The following is a 26431-nucleotide window of genomic DNA, read 5'->3' on the forward strand; positions in this document are numbered from 1 at the left end:
CGCCTCAGCGGCGGTCGTCGCCGAGGATGCGTTCGGGATCCATTTCCGGGGTCCAGAAGCAGGCGGCCATGGCCGACAGCATCAGCGCGATCATCGCCAGAAGTCCGCGCGGCGGGGCCAGGCCCACGATGTCTTGCGGGGTCATCTCTCTCGTTTCCTCGTGAGCCGGCGCCGCGCTCTGACGTCGAAGCTGCCGGTCACAAGGAAAGCGTCTCACCGAAGCTTCGGTTCGACAAGCGTATAAATTTCAATGCCTTATTCTGGACTTGCGGGTCCAGAAATCAGGCCGATTCGAGCGGCTTGGACGTGGCGGCGGTCGCGCTCGAGGCTTTCGCCGCATCGAGCGCGGCCCTGGCCGCGGCCGCCTTGGCCGTGACCTCGGCGAAGTAGGCGGCCCCCTCGCCCCGGGTCTTGATCGCCGCCACCCGCGCCTGGATGGCCGCGCCGGCGGCGGGATCGCCGTTGGCCAGGGCCAGGTCGGTCTTGGCCATGATGTGCAGGAAGCCGATGGTGTTGCCGCTGGCGGGCAGGGGCTGGGCTGCGACCTCGGCCGTCATCGGGGCAGGAACCACGGCGGTGGCCAGGGCCTGCGGCGCGGGACTGTTCAGCGTCAGCGGGCAGTCGGTGCGCGGAGACGACAGCGACAGCAGCGGCAGCACGGTGTTGGCGTGCTGGTCGCGGGCGGTCATGTACGGCAGGCCCCACAGGGCCTCCAGCGTGGCCGCCACCGAGGCGTGGTCGTACTGCGTATGGCTCACCGAGGCCTGCGGGATCAGCGGCGAGACGATCACGGCCGGCACCCGCACCCCGTACTGGTCGAACAGGAAGCCGCCGGAGTTGATCGACAGGTCTTGGGGCGAGCCGTCGTTCGGCGGCGGGGCGCCGTAGGGCGGGACGGCGTCATGGAAGCCGCCGTGCTCGTCATAGGTGACGATCAGCAGGCTGCGCTCCCAGCCCGGCGAGTTGCGGATCGCCTCGTAGGTCGCCTTGATCAGGGCCTCGCCCCTGGCCATGGAGTCCATCGGGTGCTGCGAGGAGCCGCCCACATAGGTGCCGCCGGCGATGTCGCCGTAGTTCGGCTCGATGAAGGTGTAGGGATAGGGGTAGGGGCCCAGCAGGTCGCCGGCGAAGCCCGAGAAGGCCTCGGTGTCGATCTTGTAGGTTATGCCTTTCAGCGACGACACCTGGGGAATGCCGCCCAGGGTGTCGCCGTCCTCGTCGACATAGATCCGCCAGTTCATCCGGGCGCCGCCCAGCCGGTCGTAGATCGAGGCGCCGCTGGGATAGGTGAAGCCGCTCACCGTTTCCCACTTGGCGATGTCGGTGTCGCCCGGCGAGTCCGCCCAGCCGGCCGACGAGGCGCCGTGCACGAAGAAGCGGTTGGGCCAGGTGGGGCCGGGCAGCGACGACCACCAGCGGTCGCAGACCGCGAACTCGGTGGCCAGTTGGTAGATCACCGGCAGCTGATTGGGCGTGTCGAAGCACAGCATGATGTCGCCGTACTCGTTCGGCGTCGGCAGGTAGGCGGGGTTGTGGTCCTTCAGCTCGCTGAGGCTGGTGGCGTAGTTGGCCACGAAGCCGGTCGCCGTGGGCGATCCATAGCTCGACCAGGGCGAATGCACCGCCCCCTCGCCGCACAGCTGCTCATAGGTGTCGGCGAACTCGTGCCCCGGATCGGTGGGCATGGCCGTCGGGGCCGGCTCGGCGCAGAAATATTGGACGCCTTTGTATTCGTTCATGTTCTGGCTCGACGAGCCGACGATCCCGGGAATGCCGGAGAAGGCGAAGATGTTGTCGAACGAGTGGTTCTCCAGCATCAGCACGAAGACGTTGTCGACCTGGGCCAGGGGCGAGGTCAGCTGCATCTGCGTGCTCGTGCCGCCCGAGGGCAGGGTGATCTGCAGGCTGCTGGTGTCGACCTTGAAGACGATCGACTGGTTGGCGTCGGGCGACTGCAGCTGGCACTCGGTCCAGTTGCCCGAGCCGACGCTGTGGAACACGCCCTGGGCCGAGCCGGCCTGGACCACCACCTTGACGGCCCAGTAGTCCTGGACGGTCAGCGAGCCCAGGCCGGTGTTGAAGAGCACGGTCATCTTGCCGGACGTGCCGTCGGCCGGGACTTCCCAGGTCTGGCTGGTCACGCCGTAGTCGGAATTCTTGTGCCACAGCGTGATGATGGCCGAGTCGCCGATCAGGCTCTGGACGGAGATCTGGCAGGAGCGTTGCGTGGACATCGATGCCTCCCCTTGCGGCCGTCAGCCGTCGTGGCGTGGCCAGGCGGGAAAGCATCAGGCCCGACAGGTGGGCAATGCAACCTTAAATAGAATCTTTCTTTGTGCGATTATTACTTGTTCCGTGGCGCGATCGTCTTATCGCCGGAACAGGTCGTAGGTCTGGGCGATGACCTGGCGCGTCAGGTCCCATTCCACGGCGGCCATCGCTTCTTCGCGGGTGAAGAAGCGGGCGTCAGCGGCGTCGTCGCCGGCGTGGGGCTCGCCGCCGGTCCATTCGGCGGCGTAGTCGAACATCACGAAGTGGCGGGTGGTCTCGCCGGTCTCGCGCGAGGTGAAGACGCCGTCGACGACGTCGATCAGGCCCAGCAGCCGAGCCTCCACCCCGGTCTCCTCGCGCAGTTCGCGCAGGGCGGCGGCCTCGGCGGTCTCGCCGAACTCGATGCGCCCGCCCGGCAGGCTCCATTGGCCAAGGCGCGGCGGCGTGCCGCGCTTGATCAGCAGCACCTCATGCCCCCGCAGGCAGATGACGCCAGCGGTGGGAGAAGGGGTCGGTGCGGGGGTAATCATGCGAAACCAGACTTCAGATCTACCGTCGAGCGCTCGCCCACCTGGGACATGCACTCGCCGAGCCAGTCTTCCGCCGCCTTGCGCCCGCGGGCCTTGAGGTCGGTCAGAAAGCTCCACTCGGTATTGAACTTGGACGCCAGCGACAGGTCGGCCAGCGGCCCGTCGGCCTTGATGGCGTGAACGAGCATGCGCCGATAGCGCCCCCGGGCATTGTCTTTCAAGAGGCCTTCGTCGAGCAGCTTCTGCACGAAGCCGATGGCGCGAAGCTCCGAGGACAACGCCGCGTTGAAGGTGATCTCGTTCAGGCGGTCCATGATCTCGCCCGGGCTCTTGGGCGTCTCGTCGCGGACGAAGGGGTTGAGGCTGACCAGCAGGATGTCGTCCGGCGTCTGGTCGTAGAACAGCGGCCACAGCGGCGGGTTGGCCAGGAAGCCGCCGTCCCAGTAGGGCTCGCCGTCGATCTCGACCGCCTGGAACACCTGCGGCAGGCAGGCGCTCGCCATCACGTGGCGGGCGGTCAGCTCGGTCTCGCGGAACACCTTGGCCTTGCTGGTGCGCACCGCCGTGGCGGCGATGTAGAGCTTGACCGGCGAGCGCTCGCGCATGGCCGTAAAGTCGATCGCCTCCTCGAGGATGTCGTGCAGCGGGTTCAGGTTGAACGGGTTGAACTCGTAGGGGCTGAGCGACAGGGCCAGGGTCTCGGCCATCCGCCAGCCGGGCGTGTTCTTGATCCAGTCGGTCGCACCGCCGAACGCACTCGTCCAGATGCTGGTGTCGCCGAAGACGTTGCGGCCGCCCTTGCGGTTGACCTGCTTCCAGAAGTCGTCGAGCGAGGCCTTGGCCCCGTCGCGGCCGCCGGCGATCAGGCCCGAGGTGTAGGCCACCGCGTTCATCGCCCCGGCCGAGGCGGCGGTGATGGCCTGGATCTCCAGGCCATCCTCCTCCAGCAGGCGGTCGATGACGCCCCACTCGAAGGCGCCGTGCGCCCCGCCGCCTTGCAGCGCCAGGCTGATCGGGCGCGGACCCTTGGGCTTCTTCCTCAGCGGCGCGATGGGCATGGGGCTTTGCCTCTGGAGCTTGGTCCTCGTCCTTCGACAAGCTCAGGAAGAGGACCACTTACAAGCCCCTCTACAGGGCCTAGCGGTAGAAAAACCTCATCCTGAGCCTGTCGAAGGACGAGGTTTTCGTCTCAAGCGCCGACTGTCGATCCGCCCCTGAACCGACCGGCGTGAAGGCGCCTTACTGCGCGGTCCAGCCGCCGTCGACGGTGAAGGCCGCGCCGTTGGCCGAGGCCCCCAGGTCGCTGACCAGGTACAGCAGCTGGCCGGCCAGCTGCTCGACGGTGACGAACTGCTTGGTCGGCTGGGCGGCCAGGATCACGTCCCTCATCACCGCCTCCTCGCTGATGCCGCGGGCCTTGGCCTGGTCGGCGATCTGGGCCTCGACCAGCGGGGTCTTCACGAAGCCGGGGCAGATGGCGTTGCAGGTGATCCCCTGTTGGGCGACCTCCAGCGCGATGGTCTTGGTCAGGCCCAGGATGCCGTGCTTGGCGGCCACATAGGCCGACTTGTAGGGCGAGGCGACCAGGCCATGAGCGGACGCGATGTTGACGATCCGCCCGCGGCCCTGCTCCTTCATGATCGGGATCGCCGCCTTGGCGGCGTGGAACGCCGACGACAGGTTGATGGCGATGATCAGGTCCCACTTGTCGTCGGGGAACTCGTCGACCGGGGCCACATGCTGGACGCCGGCGTTGTTCACGAGAATATCCAGCTCGCCGAACTCGGCCTTGGCGGCGCGCACCATGTCGGCGATCTCGACCGGCTTGGTCATGTCGGCGCTGTGATACAGCACCTCGACGCCGTGCTTCTCGGCCATTTCGGCGCGGGTGCGCTCGATGGCGTTCATCTCGCCCAGGCCGTTGAGCACGATGTTGACGCCTTGCGCGGCCATGGCGTCGGCGAGGGCATGACCGATGCCGCTGGTCGAGCCCGTGACGATGGCGACTTGACCCTGCAACCCGAAATCCACGGCCATCGGCGCGCTCCTGCTGTCCTGCCCGACTTGCTGCATTGCAGCATATAGCTCGCTATCGCGAAGAGCGAGCGCTTATAAATTCACCGATAGATGAAATTATGGCTGCGGGCGAGCGAAAACCCAGTCGGCCTCCGTCGAGAGGTCGGGACGGAAGCTGTAGCCGTCCAGATCGAAGGCCTTCAGGTCCTGCGCCTTCTCGACTCGGCCTTCGATGGCGTAGCGGGCCATGCGGCCGCGCGCCTTCTTGGCGTAGAAGCCCAGCACCTTCAGCGCCCCGGCCTTCTCCTCCTTGAAGTGGCAGGTGACGACCGGCAGCTTCAGGGCCTTGGCGTCGACGGCGCCGAAATACTCCTGGCTGGCCAGGTTCACCAGCGTCGGGTCGGCATGGTCGGCGGCGGCCTCGTTGAGGGTCTTGGCGATGGTCTCGCCCCAGAAGTCGTAGAGGTTGGCGCCGCGCTTGGTCTTCAGGCGCGTGCCCATCTCCAGGCGATAGGGTTGCAGGGCGTCCAGCGGCCGCAGCACGCCATAGAGGCCCGACAGGATGCGCAAGCGACCTTGCGCCCACTCCAGGGCCGGACGGTCCAGTTCGCGCGCGGCGAGGCCGGCATAGACGTCGCCGTTGAAGGCGATCACGGCCTGGAGCCCGTCCTCGACCTCGGGGTCGAAATGCTGGAACCGCTCGCGGTTCAGGTCGGCCAGCTTCTCGGAGATGTGCATCAGCCGGCGCAGGTCGGCGGCCGTCAGCTTGCGGGTGACCTTGGCCAGTTCCGCGATCTGCGGCTTCAGGGCCGGGGTGGTCAGGGGCAGGACCTGATCCGGGGCGGTGAAGTCTAGCGACTTGGCGGGAGAGATGACCATCAGCATGGGGGTGCAGATAGAGGCTCCGGCCAGGCTTCGCCAGCACCTGTTGATCGATCATTGGCCCGTAAGGGGTCGAACCCCGCAAGCTTGACCGCTGGACAACCCCTGAGGGTTCGACCAGTTTCCGCCCGGTCGGGGCGTGAGTGCGGGGCGTACGAATGAAGAGCATGATGAAGCGGGCGGCGGGGCTCCTGCTGGTGGCGGCCGCCTTGGCGCTGACGGGGTGCAAGCCCCCGGCGCTGAAGGCCGATCCGGCGGCCGAGGCCGTGGCCAGGGCGGTCTATGACGACGTCGCCGCCGGTCGTGTCGAGGCTGTCCGGGCGCGGATGACGCCCGAGGCGAAGGCCTCGGCCTCTCCAGAGCAGATCCAGGCCCTGCGTCCTTTCGCGCGGACGGCCGGCACGGTCGAGCGCCGGCTGATCAACATGCAGACGGTCTTCAATGGGGCAGGCCAGGCCGCGGTGCTGGTCTATGAGCTGCCCTTCCCCAACGGGGCGGTCCTGTACGAGGTGCGGATGGAGCGCACCGGCGCGAACGCGCCCTGGCGCCTGCTGGGCCTGACGTTGAACCGCGCCTCGAACGCCGAGCTCGCCAAGGGCTCCCTGACGATGACGGACCGCTCGCCGGGGCAGCTGGCGTTCCTGGCCGCGACGGTGCTGTCGCCGCTGCTGATGCTGTCGGCGATCGTCGCCGCCGTCATGGCCCCGGGCCTCAAGCGCAAGTGGCTGTGGGCGCTCCTGGCGCTGGCCGGCGTCGGCGCGGCCAGCATGAACTGGACCACCGGCCAGGCGGGCTTCCAGGTCCTGAGCGTCAATCTGATCGGGGCCGGGATCTCGAAGATGGGCTTTTCCAACTTCTACGCCTGGATCCTCAAGTTCACGCTTCCCGTGGGCGCGGTGATCGTCCACGTCGTGGCCTGGAAGGCGCGCCAGGCGGCCAAGGCGAAGGCGGCCGCCCCGGATCTCGACCAGGGGGGCTGAGGCCTCTCACGCCAGGGTCAGCACCAGCGGTCCGTTGCGGGTGGCCACCAGGGTGTGCTCGTACTGCACCGTGGCCTCGCGGCCCGGCGGGCGCAGCGTCCAACCGTCGTCCAGCTCCTCGACCCAGTCGGCGCCGAGCGACAGGAACGGCTCGATGGTGAAGACCAGGCCCTCGGTGATCACCCGCCGGTCGCGCGGCTCATGCCAGGTGGGGATCTCCTTGGGGGCGTCGTGCAGCGAGCGGCCGACGCCGTGGCTGGCGAGGTTGCGCACCAGACTGTAGCCGTTCTTGTCGGCGAAGGCCTCGATCGAGCGGCCGATCTCGTTCAGCCGGCCGCCGGGCCGAACTGCGCGGATGCCGGCCCACATCGCCCGCCGGCCGTCGCGGCACAGGCGCTCGATGCGCTTGGAGGTCGGCGGCACCGAGAAGCTGGCCCCGGTGTCGCCGAAATAGCCGTCCAGCTCGGCCGAGACGTCGATATTGATCAGGTCGCCGGCCTTGATCACCGTGTCGCCGGGAATGCCGTGGGCGCAGTCGGGCCCCACCGAGATGCAGGTCGCGCCGGGGAAGGCGTAGGTCAGTTCCGGGGCCGAGCGGGCGCCGTCCTTCTCGAGCAGGGCGCGGCCGATGTCGTCCAGCTCGCGGGTGGTCATGCCCGGCTCCAGCGCAGCGCCCATGGCCGTCAGCGTGCGCGCCACCAGGGCCCCGACCGCGCGCAGCTTGTCCAGCTGGTCTTCGTTGTCGATGGTCATGCGCTGGTGGTCGCCGGCAGGTCGGGGGCGTCGACGCCGGCCTCCTTCAGCTCGCGGGCCACCAGTTCCTGGAAGGTCAGGCCGGGGTTCAGCTCGCTGAGCATGCCGATCCTGATCCAGAACGCCGCCTGGCCGTTGATCGAGCGGTACGAGGCCTTGCTGGCCCGGCGCAGCTGCTCGTGCAGCTCGTCCTCGATGTTGACGATGCCCATGGCCTCGCTCTCGCATATACGTTTCGTATATGTCTTATATGGTCGAGCGGTTGCCGGAGACAAGAACCCTATTGCGCCGCCTGGGCGACAGCGCCCTGGTTCTTGGCCGCCGCCGTCAGGCGCTTGGCGTGGGTCTGCACCTGGCGCAGCGTGGCGCGGGTCATGGCCGCCGTGGTGTCGGTGAGCGCGTCGTCGACGCCGACATAGGTCGGATAGGCCGCCAGGTGGTTGGCGACGATCAGGCCGAAATAGCCCTGCAGGCTGTCGTAATCGACGTCGGGCGGATCGGCCGCGAAGGTCTGGTGGGCGATCGGCTGGTAGGTGTTGAAGCCGATCAGGCCGTGGGCCAGGCCGTCCAGCGAGGCCAGCAGGGCGTCCATGGCCAGCTTGAAGGCGATGTCGCCGGTGTTGGTGAAGAAGCCCGTCAGCTTCACGTCGTTCCAGGCCGTGGGCACGAGGTCGTGGGCGTTGACCAGGTCGGTGTTGAACGGGACCGGACCGCCTTGCGCCGAGTCCGGGGCTGGGGCCGGGAAGAAGTGCGTGTAGAGCGCGGCGAAGTCGGGATTGCCCGGCGTCGGGCCGGCGCTGGGCAGGGTCAGCGTTGTGGTGTCGGCGAACGGGCCGCCGTTCTGGCCGATGGCGGCCATGGCCAGGCTGGGCGACAGGGCGCCGCCCAGGCTGTGGCCGGTGAAGATCACCGTCCCGCCGGGATTGGCCTTGGTCCAGCCCGTCACGAAGGCCTGGATCCCGCCGGCCTTGGGGTCCTGAATCGCCAGCAGGTCGCCGATCCCGGTCGCCGTGGCGTGCGAGATCTTGGGCGTGGGCGCGCCGTCGAAGCCGCCGTTGCCGTAGGGCCAGTCGACCTGGCGGACGATCGAGAAGTCCTCGGCCAGCCAGTCGTAGGCGTCGTCCTCGTTGGTGCCGGCCATGGCCACCACCAGGCAGGGCGCGCCGGCGACCGTGGCGGCGGCCGCGTAGAGCATGTTGTCGGCGTAGTAGAGCGCGGTCGGGTCGGCGCCCTCGTGGCTCGACGCGACGGGGCCCCAGGCGATCGACCAGTCGGCGATTTTGCCGGCGTTGTCGGTCAGGAAGGCCTGGACCGACTGTCGCACATGAGCCTCCAGATTGGCCAGGGTGTCGACCTTGTCCGAAGCGGCGTTCGACAGCCACGACAGGCAGAAGGCCTGTTGCTGCAAGGTCAGGCTGGGCGCGGCGGTCTGCGGCATGGTCGCTTCCTGGGGCTGGTGGTTCCCGACGTCGAAGGCGACCTTATCACGGCTTCAACTTCAAGATGTGACCGGCCGCACATGCGCCTCGCGCCCAATTACTTTCCATCGTGGAAAGTTTCTACTTGCCGATGTGGAAAGTGATCGCTAGCTTTCCGGTATGGAAAGCAAGGAAACGCCCGTGAGCCCCACCTCTTCGATCGATCCCGCCGAGGCCGCCCGCATGCTGGCCGAGGTCGAGGCCGCCAACGCCGACCTCGCGCGCCGCGCCCGGGCGCCGATCTGGTATCACCCGGCGCTGGGGCTGCTGGCCGGCGGCCTCGTGGCGGTCCAGGGCCAGGCGGTCCTATTGATGCTCGGCGCCTACCTAGTGTTCGTGGTCGGCCTGCTGCTGCTGGTGCGCGCCTACAAGCGCCGCACCGGCCTGTGGATCAACGGCTATCGCGCCGGCCGCACGCGCTGGGTCTCGGTCGTGCTGGCGGTGCTGACCGCGCTGTCGGTCCTGGGCTCGGCCTGGCTGACCCGCGAGCACGGCCTGGCCGCCGGGCCGCTGGTGGTCGGCGCGACCATCGCGGTGATCGTCACCATCGGCGGTTTCGTCTGGGAGGCCGCGTTCCGCCGCGACCTGCGCGACGGCGGCTCGCTGTGAGCGCCGCCGCCCTCGATCCCGTGATCCACGCCCCCAACCGCCTGCAGATCTGCTGCATGCTGGCCGGTGTCGACACCATCGACTTCTCCACCCTGCGCGAGGCGCTGGACGTCTCGGAGTCGGTGCTTTCCAAGCACTTCAAGACGCTGGAGGAGGCCGGCTACCTCAAGGTCGCCAAGACCCCGTCCGACGGCCGGGTGCGCACCTGGGCCTCGCTGACCGTCGCCGGCCGCAAGGCGCTGAAAGGGCACCTGGCGGCGCTGAAGGCGATGATGGCGGGCGTGCCGGAGATCTGAGGTGTATTGCCAAGCTTTCCAGGCATGGGTCTTGTGGGGGCAACGGAGTTCTCGCATGCGCCTTTTCCTCGGCTTCGTCCTCGCCTTCGTCCTGGGCCTCGCGCCTGGGGCGGCCTTCGCCGGCTGGGAGGCCACCGAATGGGGCATGACGCCCGAGCAGGCCCAGGCCGCCATGCCGGATCTGAAGCCGGTGAAGTCCGGCGAGAAAATGGACGTCGGCCAGGTCAAGAGCGCCGGGTCGGTCATGCTGGAGGGCGTGAAGGGCAAGGCGGAGCTCTATTACGGACCCGCGGGCCTCGAGCTTGTCGGGGTCAAGCTGCCCGCCCAATCCTGCAAGGCGGTCGGCGACGCCATCCTGCGCCAGCGCGGCAAGCCGCTGGTGGTCTCCGACCAGGTCCTGTTCTTTCTGTTCATCTGGCACGACGAGCCCCGCCAGACCCGCATCCGCCAGATGTTCAGCCCGCAGGCCGGCATCTGTTCGGTGTATTTCGAGCGCCTGTCGACCTATCGCGACGGCGATCTCCGGCGGGCGGCCGCCAAGCCGTGACGCGGGCCGCCCTTTTCTTTCGCGCGACGGCCGCTAGGAAGGCGGGATGAACGAGACCCTCGCCCTCGCGGCCGCCCTGGCCTGGCCGCTGCCGATGATCGTGGCCCTCTATTTCGTGGCCCGCACCAGGGCCCTGAAGCTGCGGCTGATCTGGGCCGTGCTGTGCTTCGTCGGCGTCGGCGCCTTCTGGATGCAGCCGTCCACCGGCCAGTGGGGCTTCGTGCCCTTCGCGGTCAACATCCTGGGCCCCGGCCAGGCCGGCGGCTTCCTGAAGTCGACCTTCCCGGCCGGCGCGGTGCTGTCGCTGATCGCCGTCTACTTCGCCCGCCGCAAGGCCAAGGCGGCCCAGAGCGACGCCGCCTAGAACAGCACGCGCGGGTTCATGATCCGCTGCGGGTCGAGCGCGGCGCGGATGGCGCGCAGGGCGGCGACCTCGACGGGATCCTTGTAGGCCAGGGCCTCGACCGACTTCATCGCGCCCAGGCCGTGCTCGGCGCTGATCGAGCCGTGGAAGCTGGCGGCGATGTCGTGGACGATGTGGGCGCCGGCCTCGCGCGCGGCGTCATGGGCGTCGTCGTCGCCGCCCGGGGCCTTCAGCACGTCGTAGTGGACGTTGCCGTCGCCCACGTGGCCGAAGGCGACGATGCGGGTTCCGGGATAGGCCTTTTCGATCGCGGCGTCGGCCTGGCCGATGAAGTCGGGTATCTTGGAGACCGGCACCGAGACGTCGTGCTTCCACACCGCGCCTTCGGGCTTCTGGCCGGCCGAGTGGCCCTCGCGGATGTGCCAGAAGGCCTTCATCTGGGTTTCCGTCTGGGCCACGGCCGCGTCGGCGATCAGGCCGCTTTCCAAGGCGCCGGCCAGCAGGCGTTCCAGCGCCGCCTCGGCCGCGCCGGGCTCGCCGCTGGCGATCTCGATCAGCACGTACCAGGGATGCTCCGTAGGCAGAGGATCGCGCAGGCCCGGCACGTTCCTGATGGTCAAGGCGAAGCCCAGGCGGCCCATCAGCTCGAAGGCCTCGACCGCGCCGCCGGTCTCGTCCTTGGCGCGGGCCAGCAGCTGGATGGCCTCAGCGGGCGAGGAGAGGCCGACGATGGCCACGGCCCGCGATGCCAGCGGCGCGTGCAGCTTCAGGGCCGCGGCGGTGACGATCCCCAGCGTGCCCTCGGCCCCGATCAGCAGCTGCTTGAGGTCATAGCCGGTGTTGTCCTTGCGCAGGCGCTTGAGCCCGTTCCAGACCTCGCCGTTGGGCAGCACCGCTTCGATCCCCAGCACCTGCTCGCGCATCATGCCGTAGCGCAGCACGGCCGTGCCGCCGGCGTTGGTCGAGATCAGACCGCCGATGGTGCACGAGCCTTCCGAGGCCACGCCCACGGTGAACCGGCGGCCGACGGCGGCGGCCTGCTGGTGGGCCTCGTAGAGGGTTACGCCGGCTTCCAGCACCATCACGTCGTCCAGGGCGTCGACGTCGCGCACGGCGCGCAGCTTCTCGGTCGACAGCAGGATCTCGCCCTGCGGGATCTGGCCGGCGACGAGGCCGGTATTGCCGCCCTGCGGGGTGATCGCCACGCCCTCGGCCGCGCAGACGCCCACCACGGCCCCCACCTCGGCGGTGGTGCGGGGGGTGACCAGCAGCGGCGTCTCGCCCTTCCAGCGGCCCCGCCATTCGACCAGCTTGGGGGCCAGCCGCTCGGGATCCTGACTCCATCCGCCCTCGCCCAGCACGGACTTCAGGCGCGAGACGACATCTGCGGGAACGGGCTTGGTCATGGCCCGGGAGAATAGGCCGGAACGGGGGAGGGGTGAAGGCGGCGCGGCCTTCAGCCGTCGCCAGTTTTAATGTATGTTAGACAAAATCGAATTTTGTTGGACGACCGGCATGGCCAGGCGCGCACGTGGAATGATGGAAGCTTCCAGCGCCGGAGCGCCCGTTCCGCCGCGATCGTCGAGCAGCAGGTTCGTCGCCGTGATGACCAGCGCTCAGCGCTCCGGCCTCCTGACCGAAAAGGACGGTCGCATCGGTGGTCGTCTCAGCGCCGCGCTGATCGAGCAGGCCAAGGCCAATACCGGCATCGCCAGCGACACCGAACTTCTGGAGTTCGCCCTGGCGAACCTGGCGCTCGAAGATCGGTTCGCCGAGGCCTTCGAAGCGGTCGGCGGGACCGTGGATCCGGACCTGAAGCTGGGGTTCTGACTTGGCCGGGTTCGACTTCGACGCCGCTCGTCGCTGGGCGCGCTTCGATCCAGGCCGCACCCTGGCGCGCCGCGACGACGCGCAGCTGCCGTTCGCCGACGAGGACGACCTTGCAGGTTCGTCCCTGCTACTCGACACTTGCGTCTATATCGACCGGATGCAGGGCCGCGCGCCGCCAGTCGTCAGCGGCCTGGTCGCGACCCGTCAGGTCAACCACTCGACCGTCGCCCTTCAGGAACTGGTGCACGCCGTTGGGGCGCTGCGGCCTGACGATGCACGGAGCGCCACCGCGATCAGCGCCATCGAGCGCCAGATCAAGGCCATGCCCGACCATCGTCTTTTCGAGCCCGACGCCGAGGTGTTGGGACGCGCAGCGCTGCTGGCCGGCATGATGTGCCGGCTTCAGGGCTATGACGGCGACGCCCGCCTCAAGGCCCTGCAGGACTGCGTGCTGTTCCTGCAGGCGCTGAGGCTGGGCCTGACCGTGCTGACGGCCAACGTGCGGGAGTTCGATATCCTGCTGCAGCTCGTGCCGACGGGGCGCGTGCTGTTCTACCGGAAGGGTTAGCCCCGGTCCCGGAACGGGTCCGCCGGATAGACGCCCAGCACTTCGAACTTCTCCGAGAAGAACTTCAGCTCGTCGAAGGCCAGGGCAAGGCTGCGGTCCTCGGGGCGGCCGTCGACCTCAGCGTAGAAGAAGGTGGCCGTGAAGGCGCCGTTCTCCATGTAGCTTTCCAGCTTGGTCATGTTGACGCCGTTGGTGGCGAAGCCGCCCAGGGCCTTGAACAGGGCGGCCGGCAGGTTGCGCACCCGGAACACGAAGCTGGTCACGCAGCGGTGGGTGAACGACGGGGCCGGCGGGGCCGGGTCGGCGGTCATCACCAGGAAGCGGGTGGTGTTGTGGCGTTCGTCCTCGATGTCGCGGGCCAGGATGTCGAGGTCGTAGATCTCGGCGGCCAGGGCCGGCGCGACGGCGGCGCGGGTCGGGTCGGGCTTGGCGGCCAGGGCCTTGGCGGCGCCGGCGGTGTCGCCCGCGCCCTCGGTCGAGAGGCCCAGGCGCTTGAGGCTATGCCGGCACTGGCTGAGCGCGATCGGCATCGAGACGGCGGTCTTCACGCTGTCCAGCGTCACGCCCTTGTTGGCCATCAGCTGGAAGCGGATCGGCTTGAAGCGCTCGCCGATGATCTTCAGGCCCGAGGCGGGCAAGAGGTGGTGCACGTCGGCCACGCGGCCGGCGATCGAGTTCTCGATCGGGATCATGCCCAGCTGGGCCGCGCCGGTCTTGATGGCCTCGAACGCCTCCTCGAAGGTGGCGCAGGGCAGGACCTGGTAGTCGGGGAAATAGGTGCGGCACGCCTCGTGGCTGTTGGCGCCGAGTTCGCCCTGGAAGGCGATGGTCTTGAGGGTGCTCATAGCGGTCTTCAGTTCTTTTCGGCGTGGTCGCGGGCGGCCTGCAGGTCGGACGGATTGTCGACGGAAATCGGAGCCTCTTGCGCCACCGCCGCGCGGATGGTCAGGCCCAGTTCCATGGCCCGCAACTGCTCCAGCTTCTCGCGCAATTCGAGCGGCGAGGGCGCGGCGGCGTTGAAGGCCTCCAGCGCGGCGCGTCGATAGCCGTAGATGCCGATATGGCGCCAGACGGGCGCGTCGCCATAGAGGGTCGAGCGGGTGAAATAGAGGGCGCGACCGCTTTGGTCTCCGGCGTCCATGGCCAGCACGGCCTTGACCACGTCGGGGTTGGCGCGGTCGGCGGCCGAGGCTTCCGGCGCGACCACGGTGGCGATGTCGGCGTCGGCGTGGGCGGCCAACTGGCCGGCGCAGGCGGAAAGCACGGCCGGGTCGACGAACGGCATGTCGCCTTGCAGGTTGATGACCACGTCGTGGGCGCCGGTCGGATCCAGCACCGCCAGGGCCGCCAGGATGCGGTCCGAGCCCGAGGGCAGGTCGGGATCGGTCAGCACGGCGTGGCCGCCGGCGGCTTGCACTGCGGCCACGATCTCGGGATCGCCGGCCGCCACGGCCACGGGGCCGATGTTCGCCGCCTGCGCCTGGCGCAGCACGCGCACGATCATCGGCAGGCCGCCGATATCGGCCAGCGGCTTGTTGGGCAGGCGGGTGGCCGCCATGCGGGCGGGGATAAGGACGATCGGGTTCATGGTGTCACGTCTGGAAGGCGAAACGCGGTTCGCCCGGGTTGCGCACGGGGCGGTAGCGTGTCAGAGACCGGAGCGCAACACGCGCGTGGGGAGACCATGGGGGGACCCGCGCTCATAAATCGGCTCCGTCCACGCAAGACGGGTCTATAAAGAGGCTGACAAGGCTGAGATGAGCGACCTTACGTTCAACAAGATTTTCGGCGGCGTGCTTCTGACCGGTCTGGTCATCTTCGGTCTGCGCGAGGCGTCCGACATCGTCTTCAAGAAGCACGAAGTCGAAAAGCCCGGCTACGCGATCGCCGTCCAGGAAGACACCGGCGGCGAGGGCGCCGCGGCCGCCGAGGTCCCGCCCGACTGGGGTTCGGTCCTGCTGCTGCCGGCCAACATCGAGGCCGGCAAGGCCGTCTCGGCCAAGTGCGCTTCGTGCCACACCTTCACCTCGGGCGGCCCCAACGGCACCGGCCCGAACCTCTTCGGCACCCTGGGCAAGAAGCCGGGCACGCACCCGGGCTTCGGCTATTCGGGCTCGATGACCGACTTTGGCGGCCAGAACCCCGTTTGGGACTACGACCATGTCGACCAGTTCCTGAAGGCCCCGGGCAAGTACATCTCGGGCACCAAGATGACCTTCGCGGGCCTGAAGAAGCAGGAAGACCGCATCGCCATCATCGCCTACCTGCACAGCCTGGGTTCGACCCTGCCGGTGCCGGCTCCGAAGCCTGCCGCGGCGGCCGCTCCGGCCGCCGACGCGGCCGCGGCTCCCGCCGCTGAAGGCGCCGCCGCTCCCGCCGCCGGCGCTCCGGCTTCGGCCGCGGCGACCGCCCCGGCTCCGGCCACGGCCGACAAGCCGACCGCGGCCCCGGCCACGCACTAAGGCCAGGCCGAACGATCGAAACGAAAAGGCCGCGGGGCTTGCGCTCCGCGGCCTTTTCTTTGTCCCGACGCGCGATAGGCTCCCTTACGAAGTTCCCGGGGGGGCCGCGCCATGCGTCGTCGACAATTCCTGCTTTCCGTCGCCAGCGTTCCCCTTGTCGGCGGCCTTGTCTCCGGCGCAGCCCAGGCCCGCCAGCAGGCGCCCGACCCCGATGTCGACACCTCGGTCGCCAAGCCGGCCTATCCGCAAGGTCAGGGCCCGCGCCTGGCCATCGACGGCGGGCACAACAACTTCCACACGGTGGACGGTCGCTTTGCCCCGTTCGCGGCGGTGGCCCGGGCCGACGGCTACCGGGTGTCGGGCCTGACCGCGCCACTGTCGGCCGCGAGCCTGGCCGATATCGACCTGCTGGTGGTGGCCAATCCGCTGGCGGCCGTGAACGTCGGCAACTGGAACCTGCCCACGCCCGGCGCCTACACGGCCGAGGAAGCCGCCGCCGTGAAGGCCTGGGTCGAGGCCGGCGGCGCCCTGCTGCTGATCGCCGACCACATGCCCTTCCCCGGCGGGGCCGAGCCCCTGGCCAAGGCCTTCGGCTTCGACTTCGACAACGGCTTCGCCCAGAAGGCCGGCGGCGGGCCCGAGTTCTTCCAGCGCGCCGACGGCTCGCTGCTGGACCATCCGATCGCTCGCGGGATCGACCGGGTGCAGAGCTTCACCGGCTCGTCGTTCCGCGCTCCGCCGCAGGCCCGGCCGCTCATGGTGCTGCGCGGCGGCTGGAGCGTGGCAATGCCGCAGAAGGCCTGGGCTTTCGACGACGAGACCCCCCGCCACGACGGCGAGGGCCTGCTGCGCGGCGCGGCCCTCTCGGTGGGCAAGGGGCGGGTCGTGGCCATGGGCGAGGCGGCTATGTTCACCGCCCAGGTCGCCGGCCCGCAGAAGCGCAAGATGGGCTTCAACGCCCCGACCGCGCCGCAGAACAAGGCGTTTCTGCTGAACGTGCTGCGGTGGCTGTCGGGCGAGATCTGAACAAGCAACCTCCCCCCGTTGACGAGGCGATCGCATTAGCGATCGGCGGGGGGAGTATTCACGAAGCCAGCCTGTTAAGCGGAAGCTGAAAACGGCCCCCCTCCGTCGCCTTTGGCGACACCTCCCCCAGAGGGGGAGGTTCTCTGGACCTCACCCCGCCTTGCTGAAGTCGGGCGCGCGGCGCTCGGCGAAGGCCATGAAGGCTTCGCGGGCCTCGGCGGTCTGGAGACGCTCGGCGAAGAGCGCGCCTTCCTTGTCCATCAGGGCGGCGATGGCCTCGGCGTCGCGCATCAGGCCCTTGGTGACGGTCAGGGCGCCCAGCGGACGCTTGGCCAGCTGGTCGGCGGCGGCGCGGGCCTTGGCGCGCAGCTCATCGGCCGGAACCACGGCGTTGGCCAGGCCCCAGGCGGCGGCGGTCGTTCCGTCCACCGCCTCGCCCAGGGCGAACATGGCGTAGGCGCGGGCGTGGCCGATGCGGGCCGGCAGCAGCCAGCTCGACGCGGCCTCGGGCGCCAGGGCCAGGTTGACAAACGGCACGGTCAGGCGCGCGTCGGGCGCGACGAAGACCAGGTCGCAGTGCAGCAGCATGGTCGTGCCCACGCCGACGGCCTGGCCGTGGACGGCGGCGACCAGCGGCCGGGTGGCGTTGGCCAGGGCTTTCAGGAACCGCCACACGTGGCGCTCTTCGGTGAAGGCGCCGGTGGCCTGGGCCACGAAGTCGCCAAGGTCGTTGCCGGCGCTGAAGCTGTCGCCGTCGGCCTGGAACACCACCACCCGAATGTCGGGGTTGTTCTCGGCGCCCTCCAGCGCGTCGGCCAGGGCGCCGTACATGGCGTTGCTGAGCGCGTTCTTCTTCTCCGGACGCGACAGGGTGATGGTCAGCACGCCGGCCTCGAGGCTGGTCTTCACGTGCTCGGTCATACGGAATCTCCCTTGGGGAACTTGGTCTGAAGGCTGGCCAGCCAGCGGGCGACCACGGCGATCTCGTCGTCCGTGAAGCCTTCGGTGAGGTGGGCGTTGAGGTGGGCGAGGCCGGCTTTCGCCTCCTCGCGGGCGGCGCGGCCGTGGTCGGTCAGGTGCAGGCGCAGGGCCCGGCCGTCCTTGGGGTCGGGCCGGCGCTCGACCAGGCCCGCGCGGGTCATGCGGTCGACGAGGCCGGTCATGGCCGAGGGGGCCAGGTCCAGGGCCTCGGCCGCCTCGCCGATCAGAGCGCCGTCCGCGGCGCCCAGATAGAACAGCACCCCCGATTGGGCGGAGGTCAGGCCGGCGCCCTCGGTCGCCAGCCTGGCCTCGATCCAGCGCTGCACGCGCCGGTGGCCGGCGGCGAGCAGGAAGACGAAGCGGCGATCCGGGGGCGTCGACATGCGGCGACTATATGCTTCGCGTGCGAAATATCAAACGGTTGTTCTGAGCGGTGTTTTCTCCCTTCCCCCTTGATGGGGGAAGGGGCGGGGATGGGGGTGACTGCTGAACTGGCGGCGGCGTGGTGTTTGACGCCGCACCACCCCCACCCCCTACCCCTCCCCCATCGAGGGGGAGGGGAGCCTTACACCGCCCGATACCACCCCACCCCTGCCTCATCGACCTCGCGCACGGCCTGGCCGCGGGCGATCAGGCAGTTGAGGTGGGCCAGGGCCTCGCCGGTCGCCATGCCGAGGAGGTCGGGGCCGATCGGTCGGGCGAACAGGGCGCCGAACGTGTCCACCGCCCGGCGCGGTTCTTCCAGCTTGCCCTTGAGGCGCGAGAGGCCGCGCTCGTGGCCGGCGATCAGCTGGTCGATGCGGGCGTGCAGACCCCGGAAGGGCGCGTTGTGGGCCGGCAGCACCAGCACCTCGTCGGGCACGGCCGCCTTGACCTTGGCCAGCGAGGTCAGCCAGTCGGCCAGCGGGTCGGCATCGGGCTCGGTGGGGAACACCGAGACGTTGGACGAGATCTTCGGCAGCACCTGGTCGCCCGAGATCAGGAGGCCCAGCGACGGGCTCCACAGGCAGGCGTGGTCGGGCGAATGGCCCTGGCCGGTCACCACCGTCCAGTCGTGCTCGCCGATGCGGAAGGTCTCGCCGTCGGTCATCCGGCGATAGCTGTCGGGCAGGGCGTGGACGGCGCGGCCAAAGCCGCCGAAGCGGGTCTTGTAGTTGTCGATGGCGTCGTCGTCCCAGCCGGCGGCGTGGAAGAACCGCACGCCGTCTTCGGGCGCCTCACGGCCAGTGTCGGCGACCAGCATCCGGCACTGGAAATATTCCAGCCGCGTCATCCAAAGCCGGCAGTCGAAGCGGCGGGTCAGCCAGCCGGCCAGGCCCACATGGTCGGGATGCAGGTGGGTGACGATGACCCGGGTGACCGGGCGGCCTTCCAGCGCCCCGACGAAGGCGGCCTTCCAGGCGGCGCTGGTGTCCTTGGTGGCCATGCCGGTGTCGACGATCGCCCAGCCCTCGCCGTCGGCCAGGGCCCAGACATTGATGAAGCCCAGCGACCCGCCAAGCGGCTGGCGCAGCCACAGAACGCCGGGCGCGACCTCGACCGCCTGGCCCGAACCGGGTTCGGGCTCGACCTCGAACGGATAGGCCAGGCGCTGGCGGCGCGGGGTCTCGGCCTCGCCCGGCGTCTCCTCGAACCCGTCGCTCATCGCCGTTCACTCCCCTTTTGGCCGTCTCGCCAGCCCATTTTTCATGGTCAAGCCGCGCCATGATTGCGCCCCCGTCGGACGACATCTTGACCCTCGATGCAAGGGGGGGCTTAAGTCCGCCCCGAGGAATCCACCCCCAGGAGACTACAGACATGAGGCCATTCGCGATCGGCCTGACGGCCGCCCTCGCGGTCGCCGCGCTCGTTCCGGCCGCCGCCTTCGCGGCGCCGAAGGATGCCAAGCCCGCCGCCGCCGCCGTCGACGCCAAGTCGCGTGAAGCCGGTATGAAGGAAGCCCCGCCCCTGCTCACCCAGGCCGGCGTGGCGTGCCAGGTGTCGGACGCCCGACTGATCGGCGCCGACAAGAAGTCGAACACCTCCTACTACGAAGTGGCCTGTCAGGACGCCATGGGCTTCGCCCTGGTGGCCAAGAAGGACGCCGCGCCGCAGGCCTTCTCGTGCGTCGAGACCGGCCAGCCGGGCGCCGACGGCAAGGAATCGGGCCTCAAGTGCCTGCTGCCGGGCAACGCCGATCCCAAGCAGGGCCTGAAGCCCTACCTGGCCACGGCCGGCGCCAGCTGCGACATGCAGAACGCCCGCGCCATCGGCACCGGCAACAACAACTCGTTCTTCGAAGTCTCCTGCGCCGGCGGTGCGGGCTACATCCTGCAGATCCCGGTGCCGATGAAGGTCGAGGGCACGGTGGCCAACAGCTGCCTGCTGTACGAGGAAACCGGCAACATCTCGTGCAAACTGACCGACCGCGCCACCCAGCTGCAGGTCGTCGACACCCTGGCCGCCGCTGCCAAAAACAACTGCGCGGTCAAGGACAAGCGCTACATCCTGACCACCAAGACCGACAACTACTTCGAAGTCGCCTGCCAGGACGGCAAGGGCTACGTGCTGCAGCAGGCCACCGCCAACGGCGCCCTGGTCCGCGCCATCGACTGCGCCAACGCTCCCGGCGGCGCCGAGTGCACCCTGACCGACAGCCGCGCGGCCAAGACCGAGCAGGCCGGCCTCTACACCAGCCTGGCCAAGAAGGCCGGCTACGACTGCAAGGTCGAGTCCTACGGCCTGTTCCCGTCGAACGACCCCAAGAAGGAAGTTGTCGAGCTGAAGTGCGCCAACACCCCGCGCGGCGGCATCGGCGTCTTCTCGGCCGCCGACAACCGCGTCTATGACTGCGTCACCGGCGAGCTGAACGGCTTCCGTTGCAGCTACACCAAGGCCGACGTCGAGTTCACCCGCCTGTGGGACGACCTGAAGAGCTACAACAAGGCCGGCTGCCAGGTCTCGGGCGCGCGCATCATCGGCCGCACCGACACCAGCGGCTTCGTCGAAGTGGCCTGCGCCGACGGCCTGCCGGGCTGGGTGCTTTCGTACCCGCTGAACCAGGCTTCGCCCAAGCCGAACGAGCTCCTGTCCTGTCTGCAGGCCAAGGGCGTCGGCGGCGGCTGCAAGCTGCCGACCAACATCAAGAAGTAAGGGCTTCTCGAAGCTCTGACGAAGAACCCCGCCGGTGCGAACCGGCGGGGTTTTTTATTGGGCCAGGGGCGGGACGTGGGACCCTCTCCCCGAAGGGGTAGGTGGCCCGAAGGGCCGGAGGGGGAAGTCGCTGATGAGGTCAGGGCATCCCCAACGCCAGCGATCACTTCCCCCTCAGTCGCTCCGCGACAGCTCCCCCTTCAGGGGGAGCATCTTGCCTAAAGCGCCGCCTCGATCAGCCGCGGCCCCTTGGCCGCCATGGCCTGGGCGAACGCCTCGTCGAAGGCTTCGGCCGTGTCGACGCGCTGCGCCGGCACGCCCATACCTTGCGAGACCGCCACCCAGTCGATGCGCGGATCGCCGATATCCAGCAGCTTGCTGGCCGCCGGCCCCGCCGCGCCCGCGCCGGTGCGGGAAAGTTCGATGCCGAGGATGCGGTAGACGTGGTTGGCGAAGACCACCACCACGACGTCCAGCTGTTCGCGGGCGATCGTCCACAGGCCCTGCACCGTATACATGCCCGCGCCGTCGCCGGTCAGGGCCAGGACCTTGGCGTCGGGCCGGGCCACGGCCGCGCCGATGGCCAGCGGAATGCCCTGGCCGATCGCGCCGCCGGTCAGGGACAGCCAGTCGTGGGCGCGGGCGGCGCGGGTCTGGGTGAAGATCGGCAGGCCGGCGGTGACCGCGTCGTCGGAGATCACCGTGTCGGCCGGCATGTGACGGGCGATGCTGGCGCCGATGGCCCAGGCGTCCAGCTTGCCGGCCGGCGCGGGCGGCGGGGCGTAGGGTTCGGCGGGACCGGCGGCGGGGGCCTCCAGGGCGTCGGCCAGGGCGTTCAGCGCCGCCGCGGCGTCGACCTCGCGGCCGCACAGCGTCTCCAGGCCGCAATGCTCGGGCACGAGCACGCTGGGCCGGTCGGGATAGGCGAAGAAGGCCACCGGCCGCTCGGTGGCGACCAGCACCATCAGGTCGGCGCCGTCGAGCTCCTTCAGGGCCTGCTCGCCGAAATAGGGCAGCTTGTCGGGACGAAAGCGGCCCTCGCCGCGCGCCTGGCGGGCGGTGAAGGTGTCGGTCAGCACCCGGACCCCCAGGGCCGCCAGTCGGCCGGCGGCGGCGATGCCGTCCTCGCGGCAGGCGCCCGAGCCCAGCAGCAGCACCGGCGCCTTGGCCGCCTTCACCGCATGGGCGACGGCCGCCACGGTCTCGGCGTCGGGCGCGGCCGGGGCGGGGATCTCGGCCACGCCGCCGTGCACGCTCGCCGCGTTCCAGGCCGCGTCTGCGGGCAGGATCAGGCAGGCGTTCCCGCCCGGCGTCCCGTAGGCGGCGGTGATCGCCTCGGCGGCCAGGGGCCCTACGCTGTCGGCGCATTCGGCCGACTTCACCCACAGCGAGTTGGGCGCGGCCAGGGCTGCGATATCGCTGTTGAGCGGGGCGTCGAAGTCGCGGTGGTAGGTGGCGTGGTCGCCCACGACGTTGACGATCGGGGTGAAGGCGCGGCGGGCGTTGTGCAGGTTGGCCGCGCCGTTGGCGTAGCCGGGCCCCAGGTGCAGCAGGGTGCAGGCCGGCTTGCCCGCGATGCGGCCGTAGCCGTCGGCGGCGCCGGTGGCCACGCCTTCGAACAGGCAGAGGATCGAGCGCATCCGCGGCTCGCGGTCCAGGGCCGAGACGAACTGCATCTCGCTGGTGCCCGGATTGGCGAAGCAGGCGGTCACGCCGTTGTCGGCCAGGGTGGTGATCAGGGCGTCGGCGCCGTTCATTGTTCTCTCCCTACTCACTGGATGCTCCCCCTGTAGGGGGAGCTGTCGCCCCCGGGTCCGGCCGCAGGCCGGCCCGAGGATAGACTCCGCGACTGAGGGGGAAGTGCGGCCAGCTTCCAGGAAGCTGAAAACGTCCCCCCTCCGGCCCGATGGGCCACCTCCCCCAGAGGGGGAGGATCTTTAAAACACCATCACGTCCTCGTCCGGGGCGGAGGCGAACAGGCGCTCAAGCTCGGCTGGACGTCGTTCCCGGGCCAGGGCCTGGTTGATGTAGCCCTTGTCGGTCAGCTCGCCGCTGGCCGCGTCGGGCGCGCCGGGCAGGATCAGGGCCCGGGCCACGCGGCCGCCGCCCTTGGCGCCGGCGTTGAAGCGTTCCAGTCCCGAGCGCACCGCCGCCAGCGCGGCGTCCGCGCCGCCCAGGCGCTCGCAGGTCCTGGGCTCGAGGAACAGCATCAAGCCGACGCCGTCGCGTCCCTCGCCGCAGACCACGGCGTCGGACGCCGCCCCGCCGATGGCCGAGATCGCCGCCACCCGAAGGGCGCCGGCCGCGACGAAGGTTCCGCTGGCCAGCTTGAAGTTCTCCACCAGCCGTCCGTCGAAGACGAGGCCGGCGGCGGGATCGTCCGGATCGGCCAGCCGGGCGGCGTCGCCCAGGCGGTAGAAGCCGTCCTCGTCGAAGGCCTCGCGGGTGGCGTCCGGCTGGTCGAGATAGCCGGGCGAGACCTGGGGCCCCTTGACCCGGATCTCCAGCTTCTCGCCGGCGGAAACCAGCTTCACGGCCGTGCCGGGCGTCGGCAGCCCGACCATGCCCGAGCGGGCGTTAAGCCAATGGATGTTGCAGGCGGTCGGGCCGGTCTCGGTCGCGCCATAGCCGGCCGCGAAGGTGATGCGCTCGCCGGTCGTCGCCAGGGCCACGGCCTGCACCCGATCGAGGATCGACTGGGCCATCGACGCCCCGCCGTATTGCAGCACCCGCACGCGCGAAAAGAAGGTTCGCGCCAGCGCCGGGTCGCGCTCCAGCTCCCCGACCAGCAGGCCCCAGCCGGCCGGCACCATGTTGTGATAGGTCGGCGAGACCTCGTGCAGGTTGCGCAGGGTCTCTCCGAAGCGCCCCGGCACGGGCTGGCCGGCGTCGATGTGCAGCGTGCCGCCCCGGTGCAGCACCATGTGCAGTATGGCGTTGGCCCCCAGGCTGTGGCTCCAGGGCGCGGAATTGACCAGCACCGGCGGTTCTCGGTCGGCGTAGCAGGCCTCGATCTGGGCGGCGTTCAGGGCGATGTTGGCGTGGGTGCAGATCACCGCCTTGGGCCGTCCGGTCGAGCCCGAGGTCAGCAGCAGCTTGGCGATGTCGTCGCCCTGGGCCACGTCGGCCGCCGGCGGGCTGGCCAGCAGGGCCTCGAAAGGCTGGTCGCCGGGACGCGTGTTGCGGCTTGCGATCACCGGCAGACCGTCCAGGCAGTCGTGGTCCAGGGCCCCCGCGAAGGCGGCGGCGTCGTCGACATAGACCGCCGCCGGCTTCAGCCGTTCGACCGCATGGGCCAGTCGCGAGAGATCAGCGCCCAGCAGGCCGTACTGCGGCGACACCGGCGCGGCCGGCGCGCCCAGGCTCATGGCGGCGTAGGCGATCAGGGCGTGGTCGATGGTGTTGCGGGCCAGGATCAGCAGCGGCTTGCCGCGCGACTGGCCCAGCGCCGAGAGCCCGCCGGCCAGGGCGGCCACACGGGTCGCCGCCTCGCCGTAGGTCACGGTGCGCCAGCCGTCCTGGCCCTCGATCCGTTCGGCCAGCCACACGCGCTCGGGGGCCTGCGCCGCCCAGCGGGCCAGCGGGGCGGTGACCGTCGTCACCACATCCGAATAGGGCATGGGGTTGCGCAGGATCAGCGTCTCGCCGCGACGTTCGACCTCCAAAGCGCGCGGGGCGTAGCGGGCGTCACGGAAGGGAGCGTCGTCGAGGGATTCCATCCCCTTTTATGTCCCGCCGCAAACGCCCGTTCAATCCTCGTCGAGCGCCGTTCGACGGCGTTCCAGCCACAGGCGCTCGGCCGGGGCGGGATCCAGCGCCAGGGCGCGGTCGTAGGCGGCGCGGGCCTCTTCGGGGCGGGAGAGGCGGGCCAGCAGGTCGGCGCGCACGGCGTGGAACGGCCGGAAGGCGGCCAGGCGCTCGGGGTCCAGCCGCTCGACCTCGGCCAGGGCGGCCTGCGGACCCGCCACCTCGGCCAGGGCCACGGCGCGGTTGAGGCGGGCCACGGCGTCGTCGCGCCAGGCCAGCAGGGCGTCGTAGAGGGCCAGCACCGCGCCCCAGCGCGGCGGCTCGTCCAGGCTTCGGCGGCCGCACCAGACGGCGTGCACGGCGGCCTGAAGCTGGCGGGGCCCGGGCCGGTCCAGATCGGCGGCGCGGCGCAGATAGGCCTGGGCTTCGTCGATCAGCGGGCGGCGCCAGAGGGCGGGGTCCTGCTGCGACAGCGGCGTCATGGCCCCGGTCTCGTCCAGCCGGGCCGGCCGCCGGGCCTCGGCGTAGCGGACCAGCGCCGCCAGGGCCAGGCATTCGGCCTCGCTCGGGGCCAGCTCGGCCAGGGCCGCCGTCAGGTCGAGGATCTCGCGGGCGTAGGCCGCGTGAGCCCCGGCGCCGGCGGCGTCCTCGTGGGCCTTGGAATAGGCCACCTCCAGCGTCGACAGCACCGCCGACAGCCGCTGCGGCCAGGCCTCGGGGCCGGGGACCTCGAAGGCCACGCCGGCCTGGGCGATCTTCTTCTTGGCGCGGGTCAGGCGCTGAAACATCGCCGCCTCGGTCAACAGGAAGGCGCGGGCGATCTCCTGCACCGACAGGCCGCAGACCAGGCGCAGGGTCAGGGCCGCCCGCGACTCCGGGGCTACGGCGGGATGGCAGCAGACGAAGATCAGCCGCAGGCGCTCGTCGGGGATCAGCCGCTCGTCCGAAGCCAGGTCGTCCTCGACAGTCGGTTCCGGCTCGGGCGCGTCGGGCGACAGCCGCGATCGCACCGCCCGCTTGCGCAGGGCGTCCAGCGCGCAGCGGCGGGCGGCGGCGTAGAGCCAGGCGGCCGGCTGGCGCGGGACGCCGTCGCGGGGCCAGGTCGCCGCCGCCCGGGCGCAGGCCTCGGCGAAACTTTCCTCGGCCAGGTCGAGGTCGCGGAAGCCGGCGGCCAGGGCGGCGATGATCCGGCCGCCGGCCTCGCGCGCGGCACGGTCGAGCTCGGGGCTCACGCCGCCTCGGCCAGCGGCCGCACCTCGACCGCGCCGTCGCCCAGCGGCAGGCGGCGGGCCCAGGCGAGAGCCGCGTCAAGGTCGCTGGCCTCGATCAGGTAGAGGCCGGCCAGCGGCTCGCCGGCCTCGGCGTGCGGGCCGTCGTGCAGGGGGCGGTCCCGCCGCAGGGTGGTGGCGGTGTCCGGGCTCTTCAGCGCCGCCTGCCCCCGCAGGACCCCCGCCGCCGAAAGGGCGGCGGCGAAGGTCCGGCGGACCGGGGCCAGCGCGGCGGCGGCCGCCTCGTCCTCATAGACCAGTAGGACGTAGCGCACGGCCTAGCCGCAGTTGTCGCCGGCGGGACGGATCTCGATCTTGCCGCCGGGCGACAGCGGGATCTTCCGCGCCCATTCCACCGCCGCGGCGTGGTCGGCGACGTCGACCAGGTAGAAGCCGCCCAACTGCTCGTGGGTCTCGGCGAAGGGGCCGTCGTGCACGACGCCGTCCTGGGTCAGGGTCGAGGCCGCCTCGGTGGGGGCCAGTTCCGAGCCGCTCCAGTCGAGGCCGGCCGCCTGCAGTTCCTCGGTGAACCGCATGTGCCCGGCGATGACGTCGGCCAGCAGCGCCCGCCCGGTCTCGCCGGCATAGTGGGCCTCGGTCTCGTAGATCAGCAGCATGTATTTCATGGCGGGTCTCCGTCCGGCGGACGCCCTGTGCGCCGCCTTCGAAGGAGAGACGCGCCGGACCGGCC

General features: G+C 70.1%; 30 protein-coding genes. 10 read left to right on the forward strand and 20 right to left on the reverse strand.

The window, feature by feature from the left end; translation table 11 throughout:
- Positions 1 to 4 precede the first annotated feature (4 nt).
- The 6 genes from SGCZBJ_RS25595 to yaaA all read right to left on the reverse strand — a co-directional run bounded on the left by SGCZBJ_RS25595 (position 5) and on the right by yaaA (position 5702).
- Complete coding sequence (locus tag SGCZBJ_RS25595; RefSeq protein ID WP_165799260.1) at positions 5 to 145, reverse strand: hypothetical protein; 141 nt, start codon at positions 143 to 145, stop codon at positions 5 to 7.
- Between the two features lie 136 nt (positions 146 to 281).
- Positions 282 to 2234, reverse strand: a complete 1953-nt coding sequence (locus SGCZBJ_RS06610; RefSeq protein ID WP_205685328.1) for an alkaline phosphatase family protein — start codon at positions 2232 to 2234, stop codon at positions 282 to 284.
- Positions 2235 to 2369: 135 nt separating this feature from the next.
- Positions 2370 to 2801, reverse strand: a complete 432-nt coding sequence (locus SGCZBJ_RS06615) for an NUDIX hydrolase (protein ID WP_101717207.1) — start codon at positions 2799 to 2801, stop codon at positions 2370 to 2372.
- Entirely contained in the window at positions 2798 to 3859 is a 1062-nt protein-coding gene (locus SGCZBJ_RS06620) for a patatin-like phospholipase family protein (RefSeq protein WP_101717208.1), read from the reverse strand. Before SGCZBJ_RS06620 ends, SGCZBJ_RS06615 begins: the two co-directional genes overlap by 4 nt.
- Positions 3860 to 4040: 181 nt before the next feature.
- Positions 4041 to 4838: a 3-hydroxybutyrate dehydrogenase gene (locus SGCZBJ_RS06625; RefSeq protein ID WP_101717209.1), complete on the reverse strand. Its 798-nt coding sequence runs from the start codon at positions 4836 to 4838 to the stop codon at positions 4041 to 4043.
- Positions 4839 to 4934: 96 nt separating this feature from the next.
- Complete coding sequence (yaaA, locus tag SGCZBJ_RS06630) at positions 4935 to 5702, reverse strand: peroxide stress protein YaaA (RefSeq protein WP_101717210.1); 768 nt, start codon at positions 5700 to 5702, stop codon at positions 4935 to 4937.
- 155 nt (positions 5703 to 5857) lie between these two features.
- Between yaaA and SGCZBJ_RS06635 the strand changes: the two genes are divergently transcribed.
- The gene (locus SGCZBJ_RS06635) at positions 5858 to 6679 is read left to right on the forward strand and encodes a hypothetical protein (RefSeq protein WP_133149204.1); all 822 of its coding nucleotides are present in this window, start codon (positions 5858 to 5860) and stop codon (positions 6677 to 6679) included.
- A 6-nt stretch (positions 6680 to 6685) separates the two neighbouring features.
- On the opposite strand, the gene map is transcribed toward SGCZBJ_RS06635, so the two are convergent.
- From map to SGCZBJ_RS06650, 3 genes are all read right to left on the reverse strand, one after another.
- Positions 6686 to 7432, reverse strand: coding sequence for a type I methionyl aminopeptidase (map, locus tag SGCZBJ_RS06640; RefSeq protein ID WP_101717212.1), 747 nt, complete (start codon positions 7430 to 7432; stop codon positions 6686 to 6688).
- The gene (locus SGCZBJ_RS06645; RefSeq protein ID WP_101717213.1) at positions 7429 to 7644 is read right to left on the reverse strand and encodes a ParD-like family protein; all 216 of its coding nucleotides are present in this window, start codon (positions 7642 to 7644) and stop codon (positions 7429 to 7431) included. The genes map and SGCZBJ_RS06645 overlap by 4 nt, the downstream gene beginning before the upstream one ends.
- Positions 7645 to 7712: 68 nt before the next feature.
- Complete coding sequence (locus SGCZBJ_RS06650; protein WP_101717214.1) at positions 7713 to 8870, reverse strand: lipase family protein; 1158 nt, start codon at positions 8868 to 8870, stop codon at positions 7713 to 7715.
- Positions 8871 to 9051: 181 nt separating this feature from the next.
- Between SGCZBJ_RS06650 and SGCZBJ_RS06655 the strand changes: the two genes are divergently transcribed.
- Genes SGCZBJ_RS06655 through SGCZBJ_RS06670 form a run of 4 tightly spaced genes read left to right on the forward strand, consistent with a single transcriptional unit; the run spans position 9052 to position 10726 of the window.
- The gene (locus SGCZBJ_RS06655; RefSeq protein ID WP_240621432.1) at positions 9052 to 9519 is read left to right on the forward strand and encodes a hypothetical protein; all 468 of its coding nucleotides are present in this window, start codon (positions 9052 to 9054) and stop codon (positions 9517 to 9519) included.
- Positions 9516 to 9815, forward strand: coding sequence for a transcriptional regulator (locus SGCZBJ_RS06660; protein ID WP_101717216.1), 300 nt, complete (start codon positions 9516 to 9518; stop codon positions 9813 to 9815). Before SGCZBJ_RS06655 ends, SGCZBJ_RS06660 begins: the two co-directional genes overlap by 4 nt.
- 55 nt (positions 9816 to 9870) lie before the next feature.
- Positions 9871 to 10362 (forward strand): hypothetical protein, encoded by a 492-nt coding sequence (locus tag SGCZBJ_RS06665; RefSeq protein ID WP_101717217.1) that lies wholly within the window; start codon positions 9871 to 9873, stop codon positions 10360 to 10362.
- Positions 10363 to 10408: 46 nt separating this feature from the next.
- A complete protein-coding gene (locus SGCZBJ_RS06670) occupies positions 10409 to 10726 on the forward strand; it encodes a hypothetical protein (RefSeq protein ID WP_101717218.1) in 318 nt (105 codons plus the stop codon).
- Here the strand turns inward: SGCZBJ_RS06670 and SGCZBJ_RS06675 are convergent.
- The gene (locus tag SGCZBJ_RS06675; RefSeq protein ID WP_101717219.1) at positions 10723 to 12132 is read right to left on the reverse strand and encodes an FAD-binding oxidoreductase; all 1410 of its coding nucleotides are present in this window, start codon (positions 12130 to 12132) and stop codon (positions 10723 to 10725) included. The genes SGCZBJ_RS06670 and SGCZBJ_RS06675 overlap by 4 nt on opposite strands.
- Positions 12133 to 12331: 199 nt before the next feature.
- Between SGCZBJ_RS06675 and SGCZBJ_RS06680 the strand changes: the two genes are divergently transcribed.
- Together SGCZBJ_RS06680 and SGCZBJ_RS06685 are read left to right on the forward strand one after the other, a co-directional pair.
- Entirely contained in the window at positions 12332 to 12556 is a 225-nt protein-coding gene (locus SGCZBJ_RS06680; RefSeq protein ID WP_101717220.1) for a hypothetical protein, read from the forward strand.
- Position 12557: 1 nt separating this feature from the next.
- Complete coding sequence (locus SGCZBJ_RS06685; protein ID WP_101717221.1) at positions 12558 to 13124, forward strand: type II toxin-antitoxin system VapC family toxin; 567 nt, start codon at positions 12558 to 12560, stop codon at positions 13122 to 13124.
- Here the strand turns inward: SGCZBJ_RS06685 and SGCZBJ_RS06690 are convergent.
- Both SGCZBJ_RS06690 and SGCZBJ_RS06695 read right to left on the reverse strand, forming a co-directional pair.
- Positions 13121 to 13969: a prephenate dehydratase gene (locus SGCZBJ_RS06690; protein ID WP_101717222.1), complete on the reverse strand. Its 849-nt coding sequence runs from the start codon at positions 13967 to 13969 to the stop codon at positions 13121 to 13123. The two genes, SGCZBJ_RS06685 and SGCZBJ_RS06690, sit on opposite strands and share 4 nt — an antisense overlap.
- Positions 13970 to 13977: 8 nt before the next feature.
- Positions 13978 to 14712, reverse strand: a complete 735-nt coding sequence (locus tag SGCZBJ_RS06695) for a 3-deoxy-manno-octulosonate cytidylyltransferase (RefSeq protein ID WP_101717223.1) — start codon at positions 14710 to 14712, stop codon at positions 13978 to 13980.
- 169 nt (positions 14713 to 14881) lie between these two features.
- Here SGCZBJ_RS06695 and SGCZBJ_RS06700 point away from each other — a divergent pair, with 169 nt between their 5' ends.
- Together SGCZBJ_RS06700 and SGCZBJ_RS06705 are read left to right on the forward strand one after the other, a co-directional pair.
- On the forward strand, positions 14882 to 15586 hold the full coding sequence (locus tag SGCZBJ_RS06700; RefSeq protein WP_101717224.1) for a c-type cytochrome: 705 nt from the start codon (positions 14882 to 14884) through the stop codon (positions 15584 to 15586).
- A gap of 111 nt (positions 15587 to 15697) precedes the next feature.
- Entirely contained in the window at positions 15698 to 16612 is a 915-nt protein-coding gene (locus SGCZBJ_RS06705; RefSeq protein WP_101717225.1) for a DUF4350 domain-containing protein, read from the forward strand.
- A 150-nt stretch (positions 16613 to 16762) separates the two neighbouring features.
- Here SGCZBJ_RS06705 and SGCZBJ_RS06710 read toward each other — a convergent pair whose 3' ends face one another.
- From SGCZBJ_RS06710 to SGCZBJ_RS06720, 3 genes are all read right to left on the reverse strand, one after another.
- Positions 16763 to 17533 (reverse strand): enoyl-CoA hydratase, encoded by a 771-nt coding sequence (locus SGCZBJ_RS06710; protein WP_101717226.1) that lies wholly within the window; start codon positions 17531 to 17533, stop codon positions 16763 to 16765.
- Positions 17530 to 17976, reverse strand: a complete 447-nt coding sequence (locus tag SGCZBJ_RS06715) for a MarR family winged helix-turn-helix transcriptional regulator (protein WP_101717227.1) — start codon at positions 17974 to 17976, stop codon at positions 17530 to 17532. Before SGCZBJ_RS06715 ends, SGCZBJ_RS06710 begins: the two co-directional genes overlap by 4 nt.
- A gap of 182 nt (positions 17977 to 18158) precedes the next feature.
- Complete coding sequence (locus SGCZBJ_RS06720) at positions 18159 to 19238, reverse strand: MBL fold metallo-hydrolase (protein ID WP_101717228.1); 1080 nt, start codon at positions 19236 to 19238, stop codon at positions 18159 to 18161.
- 152 nt (positions 19239 to 19390) lie between these two features.
- On the opposite strand from SGCZBJ_RS06720, the gene SGCZBJ_RS06725 reads away from it, so the two are divergent.
- Positions 19391 to 20725 (forward strand): hypothetical protein, encoded by a 1335-nt coding sequence (locus SGCZBJ_RS06725; RefSeq protein WP_101717229.1) that lies wholly within the window; start codon positions 19391 to 19393, stop codon positions 20723 to 20725.
- A gap of 218 nt (positions 20726 to 20943) precedes the next feature.
- On the opposite strand, the gene SGCZBJ_RS06730 is transcribed toward SGCZBJ_RS06725, so the two are convergent.
- The 5 genes from SGCZBJ_RS06730 to SGCZBJ_RS06750 all read right to left on the reverse strand — a co-directional run bounded on the left by SGCZBJ_RS06730 (position 20944) and on the right by SGCZBJ_RS06750 (position 26366).
- Positions 20944 to 22482, reverse strand: a complete 1539-nt coding sequence (locus tag SGCZBJ_RS06730; protein WP_101717230.1) for an acetolactate synthase large subunit — start codon at positions 22480 to 22482, stop codon at positions 20944 to 20946.
- Positions 22483 to 22662: 180 nt separating this feature from the next.
- Positions 22663 to 24444: a feruloyl-CoA synthase gene (locus SGCZBJ_RS06735; protein ID WP_101717231.1), complete on the reverse strand. Its 1782-nt coding sequence runs from the start codon at positions 24442 to 24444 to the stop codon at positions 22663 to 22665.
- A 30-nt stretch (positions 24445 to 24474) separates the two neighbouring features.
- Complete coding sequence (locus SGCZBJ_RS06740; RefSeq protein WP_101717232.1) at positions 24475 to 25704, reverse strand: RNA polymerase sigma factor; 1230 nt, start codon at positions 25702 to 25704, stop codon at positions 24475 to 24477.
- Positions 25701 to 26015 carry a YciI family protein gene (locus tag SGCZBJ_RS06745; RefSeq protein WP_101717233.1) on the reverse strand — a complete coding sequence of 105 codons (315 nt, stop codon included), beginning with the start codon at positions 26013 to 26015 and terminating at the stop codon, positions 25701 to 25703. The genes SGCZBJ_RS06740 and SGCZBJ_RS06745 overlap by 4 nt, the downstream gene beginning before the upstream one ends.
- A gap of 3 nt (positions 26016 to 26018) precedes the next feature.
- Positions 26019 to 26366: a YciI family protein gene (locus tag SGCZBJ_RS06750; protein ID WP_101717234.1), complete on the reverse strand. Its 348-nt coding sequence runs from the start codon at positions 26364 to 26366 to the stop codon at positions 26019 to 26021.
- Positions 26367 to 26431: the final 65 nt, after the last annotated feature.

It is taken from the genome of Caulobacter zeae (assembly GCF_002858925.1).
Lineage (GTDB): Bacteria > Pseudomonadota > Alphaproteobacteria > Caulobacterales > Caulobacteraceae > Caulobacter > Caulobacter zeae.